The organism is Finegoldia sp. (assembly GCF_046991905.1).
Classification (GTDB): Bacteria; Bacillota; Clostridia; order Tissierellales; family Peptoniphilaceae; genus Finegoldia.
On record NZ_JBKWZF010000055.1, the window covers coordinates 1 to 9,483 of the forward strand.

Sequence of the window (9,483 nt, forward strand, 5' to 3'; positions counted from 1 at the left end):
TAGTGAAAACATTCTTTTATCTGCCATGCTCTCCTACCTTTCTTCAAATAAAAAAGACGATAGTTTTTACTTCTACCGTCTTGCGTACATTTATTATGTTTTTAAAATTTATTTTAGTTCGTTTTCAATTTCTTCTATGGTTGGTAATGCTCCCTTTAAACTTTCAGGAATTAAGTTTTGTAGATGATATTCTGAAATTCCAATAGGCTCTCTTGAGCTTTCAGAAGCATATTTTGCCAATACATTATCCTTTGTCTTACAGATTAAAAGACCTATTGTTTGATTATCCCCATCTCCCTTTAATATATGATTTACAGATGTTACATAGGTTCCAAGTTGTCCTATATCCGCAGGTTTAAATGCGGAAATTTTAACCTCCACAACTACATAGCAATGAAGCTTAATGTTGTAGAATAACATATCAATAAATTCTTCTGAATTTCCAACTACAAGTCTATATTCTCTGCCAACGAACGAAAAACCTGTACCTAGCTCCAATAAGAATTTTTGAATATTATCCATCAAAGCGTCTTTCAATTCTTTTTCATCATAATTTTGCCTTATAGCTATAAAGTCAAAATTATACGGATCTCTTGTCATTTCATTAGCTAAATCACTTTGGGTTGCAGGCAAATTATTTGTGAAATTTGTTATTGCTTTTCCTTGTCTCTCAAACAGATCTGTATCCAAGAAATTTAAAAGCACAGCTCTACTCCAGCTATTTTCTAATGTTTTAGATATAAAGAAAAATGCTTTATTCAAATTTCCCTCACATCTATCCATAATATATCTTTGATGTCCCCATGGGATACTAAAAATCATATTAAAATCTCCACCGACTTTAGATATTTGTAAATCGTCCACAAGCTGTGGACGATTTAATGGCGAATACATTTCATAAAATTTCTTCATATATTTTAAATTAGTAACAGAAAATCCTTTAACATTGGGAATTTCATTTTTTAAATCCGAACTTAATTTTTTATAGAAACCGCTTCCCCATCTGCTTTCTGCCTTTAAGCTGATAATTTCTTCTCCTAAACTATAGTAAAACTTTAGCATTTCAGAATTAACCGAAACTGCTGCTTTAAGTTGCCTGCTTGTATATGATTTTTTTATTTTCTCAAGCATTTTTATATATTCACTATCTCCTACAATAGCTAAATCTTTTTTATCCATTCTCATCACTCCAATCTGATTTTCTTTATTTTATTCTATTTCTTGCACCAATGGTGGGAGTTTTAATCTTTTTATCACAATCAGCTTACGGTAAACAAGCTCATTTTATCATTACACATTTAGTTTAATTAATGTGATTATACCAAAAATGTTAAATCTTTTCTATCTCTCCCTCTCTCTCTTTATCTATCTCTATATCTTTCTCTATCTCTATCTCTTGTCGGACATGGGTTGGACTCATTAAGGACAATGTCCTCTGTTTATTTTGTCTGTGAAAAATTCTTCTTTTAATTTTATCCAATAATATCTTTTGTTTGTTGCCATATCTGCTCCTTTCTTGATTTCCGATAATCGAAATTCTTGATTTCCGATTTTCGGAAGTCTTGTTATTGTGGTTATTTAAGGGTGTAATTTTTCGTTACTCCCTTAGATTTCTCTAGTCATATCTTTTTTACTTGGTTTTACTTTTTCTTTTACTTTTCTTTTGACTTTCTCTTTTGTATTGTCCTTGTTATTGGATAGGTCTTTGTATTTCTTTATTTGTTTTAGGATACTTTCTTTTTCTTTCTTATTTTCCTTGGCTATGACTTGCTTAAAGGCATATTCCATTACTTTTATGTCTTTGGCTTGGAAGAATATTTCATAGTTTTGGCTTTCTTTGTTTTTCATTACTGAGAAACTTACTCCAAGTTTATTTAGTTCTTTTTTTAAGTCTTTGAGGTCGATTTGATCTATGCTTATATTTTCTAGTTGTCCTTTTTTGTAGAGGTCTTTTATTTTCATTTCATCGCCCATAAGACTTTTTAGGTTTCCGTTTGCTTTTTCTAAAGTTTCATTCATCTTTTTTCTTATTTCTTTTTCTAAGTTGATTGATTCTTTTGCTGCCTTTATTGTGTATGTTATTATGGTTTGTGCTGCTTGACCTGCTTCTTTACTTATTTCTTCGTTTATCATGCTTTTATCTCCTTTGTTTGAATTAAAAAAAGGGAAGTATAGGCTTTAATTTTTCTATACTTCCCTTTGATTGTTTTTATTTTATTGTTCTTGGTGGTGGAATGCTTTATTTTGATGTTTTTATAACTTTCTTAGGTCTTTGTACCTTTTATACTTTTAAATAGCTTATAATGCCTTTCCACCTTTAGTAGTTTATGTGCGTTCTTTTGTCTGATAGATAGTTTTTCATATTGGAATATATAATCTGTATTTCCTCATTGTTCATTGCTTTTATTTCTTCTGTGCTTTTATATGTTTTGTATGTTCCATATTGATCTGCTTTTATGAGTTCATCTATTAGCTCTTGCCTTTTATTCATCTCTATTACCTCCTAGATCTGCCTTTATTTTCTTGGTCATATTATAGCTTGGATAAGATATTTTTACCAGGTCTTATCTTTCTTGATCCATTTTCTTGTTTTTCATCATTTCTCTGTATTCATTATCTTTATTGACTTGGTCTTGGAATTTTTTAATCTGTGCTATTACACTTGGTTTTTCACCTTGTTTTATTAGCTTATCTATTTCTATGGATAAGTCTATGCCAAGTTCTTTGTTTACAAAATCTACTGAATATTTTATATGATTAATTTCCTGGTATTCATCTTTTATCTTGTCTTTTTCTTTATTTATTTCTTCAAGATTTGCCATTAAAAGATTTTTTTCTTCATTCCATTTTTTAGGACTTAGTTTTTCCTTATCTGATAGGAGTTTTTTTAATTTCCCACTTACTACCTTATATTGGTCTATGTCTTTCTTATGTTTGTTATAGAATGTGTCTTTTGTGAATATATTTTTCTTTTGATATTCTTCATAAACTTCTTTTTTGGCTTTGTAGATTTCATAGTATAGAATTTTATTTTCTACATCTTCCATTTCTTTATGGATTGTCTTTGCTTTTTTATTTAGCCTATAACTATTAGACTTTAAAGTTTCTATTTTTGTTTGTAACTGACCTATGGTTTCTATGTTATTTTTTCTTAAATAACTATATGCACTTGTTAGCTTTTTGAAGTCATATTTTTCTTTATTGGTTTTTGCATATCCTTTTAGATATTTACTTTTTTCTTTTTGAATTTCTGAATATGTTAATAGATAATTTGTTAGATTGAAAAGTTTAGGGTTGTCTATTACCTTATCTCTTTCTATATCCTTAAATTTTTCATAAGCAGTAGTTAGGTTATCTAATAGATTTCCTATCCAACCCTTTAATATTTTTATCTCTTCTTTTATTGTTTTTACAAGTACGTTATATTTTCTTATTTCTCTATTATAGTTTCCCTTGTCAGTTTCTATTCCCTTTCTTTCCATTGCACTTGCTGCTGATCCTAAATGGATTGTCGGTAGATAATCTGAATTTTGTCTTTTAAAACTCCTATGGTCTACTCTTTTTTCTATCTTGTTTTTTGCTAGATATTCATTGCAAAGGTCTGAAAAATTTTCTCTCCATTTTTCTACATTGCCTTTATCGTTCCAGGTTGTTAGTTCTACTTTTCTTGTCTTTGGTTTTCCATTTTTGTTTAATACTTTTTCTCCTTTTTCATCTAGGATATATTCTTTTTTTGACTTTGCTAAGAACTCTCCTTTTTCGTTTATGGGTCGCATTATGGTCATTATATGACAATGGATATTTCCATTTTTGTCTTGACTCTCATCATGGATTGCATAATCTACTATCATTCCTTGTGATGTTAGATTTTCTTTTATAAATCTTTCGACTAGGTTTTTATTTTCACTTAAAGTTAATTCTTTTGGTAGTCCTATTATGAATTGTCTTGCTAGTTGTGCATTAGAATTTTTTTCTGCCATTTCTACTTTATTCCATAAGGTAGACCTATCATTAAATTCTTTTGGTATATGATCAGGCAATATTATATTTTTTACTAATACTTTTTCTTTTATTGTATAGTCATGGGTTACTCCGTCCCATTCATTTTTTATTTTTTCTCCACTTATATATGCTGCACTTGCTACTGCACTTTTTCCTTTTCCTCTTGATATTATGTTTACTGAAAAATGAAAACTGTCTGCCATTTTTATCACTTCCTTTCTTTCTTTGTTGTTTTAGGTGGAGGCTTAATAGATTTTTATAGCCACTTTATGAATGAGCGTTTTGAAATGATAGAATAGAAAAAGCCGACTACTGAATTAATTTTTGTTGTTTCAGTATGTCGGCTTAATTGTTTTGTTCATTTCAAATTTTAAAAGTCAAGGGCGAGCGTTAGCGAGTTTATTTACCCTTGACTTTTAAAAAGCGAATGGTTGTTGCTCCCTGCAAGGGTTTGGCTCCGCAGGACGCAAGCACCCTTTAGGGTGTATAATTGCGCCCTTGTAACCAAGGGACAATTATGTTATTTCTTCTTTAGATGATTTTTCTACACTATCATCTATTCTTTCTTCTAAAATTCCCATTATGTTTAATCTTATTTCTTCACCATTTAATGATTTCATTAGTTTATAAAATTCATCTTTTGTTAAACCAATACTTTCTTCAAAAATACTTTCTAACACTGCTCCTTTTTCTATAAGTCTTTTGTTTCTTGCTTTTCTTTCTTGTTCATTAAGTTTTTTCTTCAACTGTCTTTTTTGATTTTGTAATTGCTTAATGCTTTCTTCTTTCTTTTCAATCTGTTCTTCAATACTTAATCTTTTACTTGTCATAATGTGTCCTTTCTTACAATAAAAAAAACGACTAGATTTTTATTTCTAATCGTTTTTAATTCAAACACAATGAATTTCTCTATTGCAATTTTCTTTTATTTTTTCAATATATTTCTCCATATAATCCCAATCGGGATTACCATGAACATCTACTGGTAGTTTTATCTTTTCTTTCTTTAACAAATCGGGAAATAGTCCATAACTATAAGAATATTTATCAGTCAATGTGTCTAAACACGATACTAAAAATAGACATGCTTTCTCACTCAAATGTCTTGTATCAATATAATAAATATCTCTTCCAGATACAAAGTTTTCTTTTTGATAAAAGAATGATGCATTCTCTGCACCAAATGATATAACTCCCTTAGGGCTAGGAGTCATTTTTTTAGTTTCAGTAACTCTATATTTTATACCATTATTAAATTTTGTTCTTACTACATAAGGAATACCGTTCTCATCTTCAACGACTTCTCTTGCATGAAGCACGTCAGGCTTTTTAATATTTTCAAATAAATCACCAACTATAAACTCTTTCCATTTTGAAGTATCAACCTTATTTAATTTTGCATTATTTAAATAGCTTGTAAGATTGCTTGTACTCTCTCTCTCTCTGGTTTCAAGCCTTTTCATTGCTTCTTCCATGAAATTCCAATCTGGTGTTTCATCGTCTAATGCTGGTAAAAGTATATTTTCTTTTTTTATACTATCACTAGATCCCATATCGTTATATTGGTACTTTATCTTTAAACTTTCTCTTATTACAGAAGCAATAAATAACCCGTTAAATTTATTTAGATTGTCATTATATAAAAGCATTATTGATGACCCTCCACCACCTCTTCCCAAAAAATCTTTTGGTTGGTAAAATGTACTACCATCAACTGGACTTACTGTTATACAATTTCCTTTATCTAAATCTTCATCATCAATAGGCTCTCTGTAACTATCGACACCATTATTATAATTTCCAGAAGATACAAAAGGTATCTCTCCCTCATTATATTTTTTTACACTTCTTGATTTAGGTCTTTTTACAGTAAATAACTTCTCTATTTCAAAAGGTTTCCAATCATCAATCTTTATTTTCTTCATTTTCTCCACCTACATCTAGCATGAGTTTACCATCTTTATATTCTGATTTATACAAAACTTGATTTAAAAGTTTTTCATTAAATTCTTTTACGTCAATTTTTTCTTCAAAGAGTATAAAGTCTATAATGGTCTTTTTAAAATCTTCTTCATATATTTCAAAAGGTTTCTGTGGTTTTTGATATGATAAATATTCTTTTGAATCTATCCATTGGTGTGTGTTATATTTTGTATCTACTTTTGTTCTTGCAACTTCTAGCCAATATTTTTCTATTTCTTTCCACTTATTTTTTATATCATGCCTACCTTGATTTTTAACTCTTTCAAGTCCATCATCTTCCATATAGCAAGCAAATATTTTTTTATCTTTTTGTGGTTTTCCAGTTTCAAAAACAAATACACTTGTTGTTACTCCTGCATCAAAAAGTTTTTCTGGTAATTTTATAATCATATCAAGAGTGTGTTTTTTCAGTAATGAGTGCATTCTATCTTTTTCTAGTTTCTTATCTGGTAAAATAAATGCACATTTAATACCAGCAGGTACATTATCCAATACATTTGTAACTATTTTTTTGCAACCATATTTTCTCTCATATGGTGGATTCATCAATACTTTTGTTATGTTTTTAGATTTGATCCATTTACAAGCTTCTTTTTCCCTTGTATCAAATTGTTCCAAATTTGTCTTGCCATCTTTGTGAATAAGCATATTAGCACAAGCTAGGGCGAAAATTTCTCTATCAAACTCGATACCATAAAGTTTATTTTGTTTTATATCTTCTGCTTCTTTTGTATTTACTCCACCAACTTCTTTTATCATATTTGCCATTGCTTTTACTAAAAACGCTCCGCTGCCTGCACAATGATCTAAAATTTTCAATTCTAACAAGTCTTTTTCAGTATTTTTAACTTCATAAAAACCTCTTTGGCAATAATGCCTAATTCTTCTTTAGTTGTTAAAATTTTTTATTTTACCATCATCGTTCCCCTGATTTTCAATTAATCTTCTTAGGTTATATAAGAAGTACATATCTTTTTAATCTTAAAGTTTTTAAGTCTTAATTTTAAAATTTTCAATCTTAGATATTATTTAAATCATTCCAAAATGCTCTAAAGCATCTTCGATTGCTTTTTCTTTTTCTTCTGGGCAATTTGGCACTCTTTGATTTTCTTTCTTACTAAAATTATAATTTTCTCTCTCTATTAGACCATGTTTCCTTTTTATTTGTGCAATATATAGGCTTGAAACTTTTAGTACGTATTTATCTAACACATACTTTTTAATTTCTCCATAAGTTGCGTCTTTTGAAAAGTCAATTTCAGATAATTCATCTTCCCCTATTTCTATATCTAAATGATGTTCTGTATTTAGTTTGGACAACAGAGCTACCGTCTCAACATGCCCTGAAGTTCCAAAGTTCCGTAACTTTTTATGATTAATTATACTGAAAGCAATTTGATATAATTCTTGTTTATTCATTTTCTTCTCCAATATTATTTAGCTTAATAATACGTTATTCTTTTTTCAAAACACTAAGTTATTCAGTTCACCATCAAGAACTTTTATAGTTTCATTTCTTTCCTTATCCTCTTGATTGTCATATAAAAGTTGTTCAATAAACTCCCATATATCTTCTAGTTTACGTCTAATATGATAGAATAACAAAGCATCCGTATTGATTAAAAAATCTTTGTGTAATTTCAGGTATATGTTCATAAATACATCATAATATGGCTTATCAACAAAAAACATGAGATCAGCTTTTACTGGAGCCAATTTCAAGCCTTCCCAGTCAATTAGAACTAACTGCTCATCCCGTTGCATCAAGTTCCAATTATGAATATCTGTATGGCATAGGGCCATTTTAGGATTACTTCGTCTTAGAATCTCCGACAGTCCTTCAACTCTGTCAATAGATTGTTCAAGGGGTTTTATGTGTGCCCCAAGCAAGCATTTTAAGTCCATGGGAAGACTGGCGCATTCTTTACGCAATACTTGTTTTAGCTGTTTCAGAAATGGCAAGCTAAAATCTTCCCTAATTAGTTGCACATATACCTACTATATCAATAAATTTTGAGTTATCATTGACTATATTAGTTGCTATTATCAGAATAGTCGTCGATAACTATATTTTCGTGCAAATATGCAAATAAGTAAAATGATAATTATGTTATATCATAATAATTGAAAATAATAGAATGCATTTTTCAATGTAATAAGATTAAGCGTTCTCTTAAAGTTAGAGAACGCTTAATTATTTTTAATTTATTGAAATAATTTGTAACTATTGAAAACAGACAAAAATTGTTCATTGGATAATTTATCAAGATCAGTAACATTCGCATGCTTCAGCACCTGTCTTAATTGATTTTTAGTAAAAAGAACATGATATTCCCTGTTTACCCATTTATAAACGAAAAATCTATACTTTTTGTAGTCCTTCTTTAAAATAAATGGTTTTTGCCTTTCAAGTACAATCAATACAGAATCTACATTAGGCTTAGGGTGAAAATATGCTCGTGGCACTTTTTTAAGAATTTTTATATCCATTTCCACCATTAACAGCAAACCTAAAGCTCGTTGGGTATTTTGCAACCTTTTAGCAAATCCCCTCTCTACAATAAGGTAGCTATATTTCGCTTGACTATCAAAAGCAATCTTTTTTACAATATCAGTACTAATATTGTAGGGAATATTACCAAATATTTTATAGTCTGTATTTTTAGGAAAGCTAAACTTCAAAATATCCTCATGAATAACTTTTATATTCTGAAAAGGTTCAACTGCTTTTTTCGTGGCATGACATAAACCTTCATCAATCTCTATAGCATTCACCCGTTGACTCATTTCCACAAGTTCCTTGGTAAAATGTCCTTTTCCTGACCCAATTTCTATTATTTTATCTTGTTTATTGATATTCGTATATTTTAATATTTCCTTTACATGCTTTTTAGATGTAATGAAATTTTGCGTATTTTTCGGGTTTTTCTGTTTCATTATAACCTTCTCCTTGCCGGTTATAATGAACTAATCTTAAGAGCTCATTATAACCAATTATTTTTGGTTTGGTTGATAATTAAATCTCTCATTAACAAATATAGAAAACATACCCATACCTTTACCTCCTTTAATTTTTTTCATTATAAATGAGATAAAGTAATATCTACTACTGCAATACATGTACACATATTTAACTCCTCCTTATGCAACTGATTATATCACTTTTAATTTCTCTATTCAATAAAGTTCTGTGCTAATCTACCTCACCCTATGGATTTTTAATCCCGAAACATCAAATGTCATCTGTCAAATGCCCTATTTAAAAGGGTCAAAAAACGGTATTTTTTAGCCTGTTTTTGACCCAATTTTCGTACTCAAACCACTACATGTTGTGGTTGACTCCTATTATTCCTTGTCCAAACCACAATACGTCATCAGAATTGCTGCTTCAACGTGTGTCGAGTTGCCTTGATAGCTATCAAAACTGCATTCTCAACCCCTAAGGTTATGGGGAACATATCCACGCTCGTAGATGGAAACATATCAAAGATTGGCTCT

At 29.5% G+C, this 9,483-nt stretch carries 11 protein-coding genes; all 11 read right to left on the reverse strand.

The features are described 5' to 3' along the window. Positions 1-108 precede the first annotated feature (108 nt). The 11 genes from ACLUJM_RS11485 to ACLUJM_RS11535 all read right to left on the reverse strand — a co-directional run bounded on the left by ACLUJM_RS11485 (position 109) and on the right by ACLUJM_RS11535 (position 9,105). Positions 109-1,179 (reverse strand): PDDEXK nuclease domain-containing protein, encoded by a 1,071-nt coding sequence (locus tag ACLUJM_RS11485; RefSeq protein WP_150890830.1) that lies wholly within the window; start codon positions 1,177-1,179, stop codon positions 109-111. Between the two features lie 426 nt (positions 1,180-1,605). After that, positions 1,606-2,133 (reverse strand): PcfB family protein, encoded by a 528-nt coding sequence (locus ACLUJM_RS11490; protein WP_412412864.1) that lies wholly within the window; start codon positions 2,131-2,133, stop codon positions 1,606-1,608. Between the two features lie 184 nt (positions 2,134-2,317). Next, the gene (locus ACLUJM_RS11495) at positions 2,318-2,491 is read right to left on the reverse strand and encodes a hypothetical protein (protein ID WP_412412865.1); all 174 of its coding nucleotides are present in this window, start codon (positions 2,489-2,491) and stop codon (positions 2,318-2,320) included. 73 nt (positions 2,492-2,564) lie between these two features. Beyond that, the gene (gene mobQ / locus ACLUJM_RS11500; protein ID WP_412412866.1) at positions 2,565-4,205 is read right to left on the reverse strand and encodes a MobQ family relaxase; all 1,641 of its coding nucleotides are present in this window, start codon (positions 4,203-4,205) and stop codon (positions 2,565-2,567) included. Between the two features lie 312 nt (positions 4,206-4,517). After that, on the reverse strand, positions 4,518-4,832 hold the full coding sequence (locus ACLUJM_RS11505) for a DUF3847 domain-containing protein (RefSeq protein ID WP_004825302.1): 315 nt from the start codon (positions 4,830-4,832) through the stop codon (positions 4,518-4,520). Between the two features lie 60 nt (positions 4,833-4,892). Continuing rightward, positions 4,893-5,927, reverse strand: coding sequence for a restriction endonuclease subunit S (locus tag ACLUJM_RS11510; RefSeq protein ID WP_070654290.1), 1,035 nt, complete (start codon positions 5,925-5,927; stop codon positions 4,893-4,895). Then, positions 5,908-6,813, reverse strand: coding sequence for a class I SAM-dependent DNA methyltransferase (locus ACLUJM_RS11515; protein WP_207778512.1), 906 nt, complete (start codon positions 6,811-6,813; stop codon positions 5,908-5,910). Before ACLUJM_RS11515 ends, ACLUJM_RS11510 begins: the two co-directional genes overlap by 20 nt. A 201-nt stretch (positions 6,814-7,014) precedes the next feature. Further along, on the reverse strand, positions 7,015-7,404 hold the full coding sequence (locus tag ACLUJM_RS11520; RefSeq protein WP_001041172.1) for a hypothetical protein: 390 nt from the start codon (positions 7,402-7,404) through the stop codon (positions 7,015-7,017). 45 nt (positions 7,405-7,449) lie between these two features. Further along, complete coding sequence (locus ACLUJM_RS11525) at positions 7,450-7,974, reverse strand: phosphotransferase (RefSeq protein WP_001176020.1); 525 nt, start codon at positions 7,972-7,974, stop codon at positions 7,450-7,452. A 216-nt stretch (positions 7,975-8,190) separates the two neighbouring features. Then, positions 8,191-8,922, reverse strand: a complete 732-nt coding sequence (gene erm(A) / locus ACLUJM_RS11530; RefSeq protein WP_412412867.1) for a 23S rRNA (adenine(2058)-N(6))-methyltransferase Erm(A) — start codon at positions 8,920-8,922, stop codon at positions 8,191-8,193. A gap of 57 nt (positions 8,923-8,979) precedes the next feature. Continuing rightward, positions 8,980-9,105 (reverse strand): erythromycin resistance leader peptide, encoded by a 126-nt coding sequence (locus tag ACLUJM_RS11535; RefSeq protein ID WP_165737339.1) that lies wholly within the window; start codon positions 9,103-9,105, stop codon positions 8,980-8,982. Between the last annotated feature and the right edge of the window lie 378 nt (positions 9,106-9,483).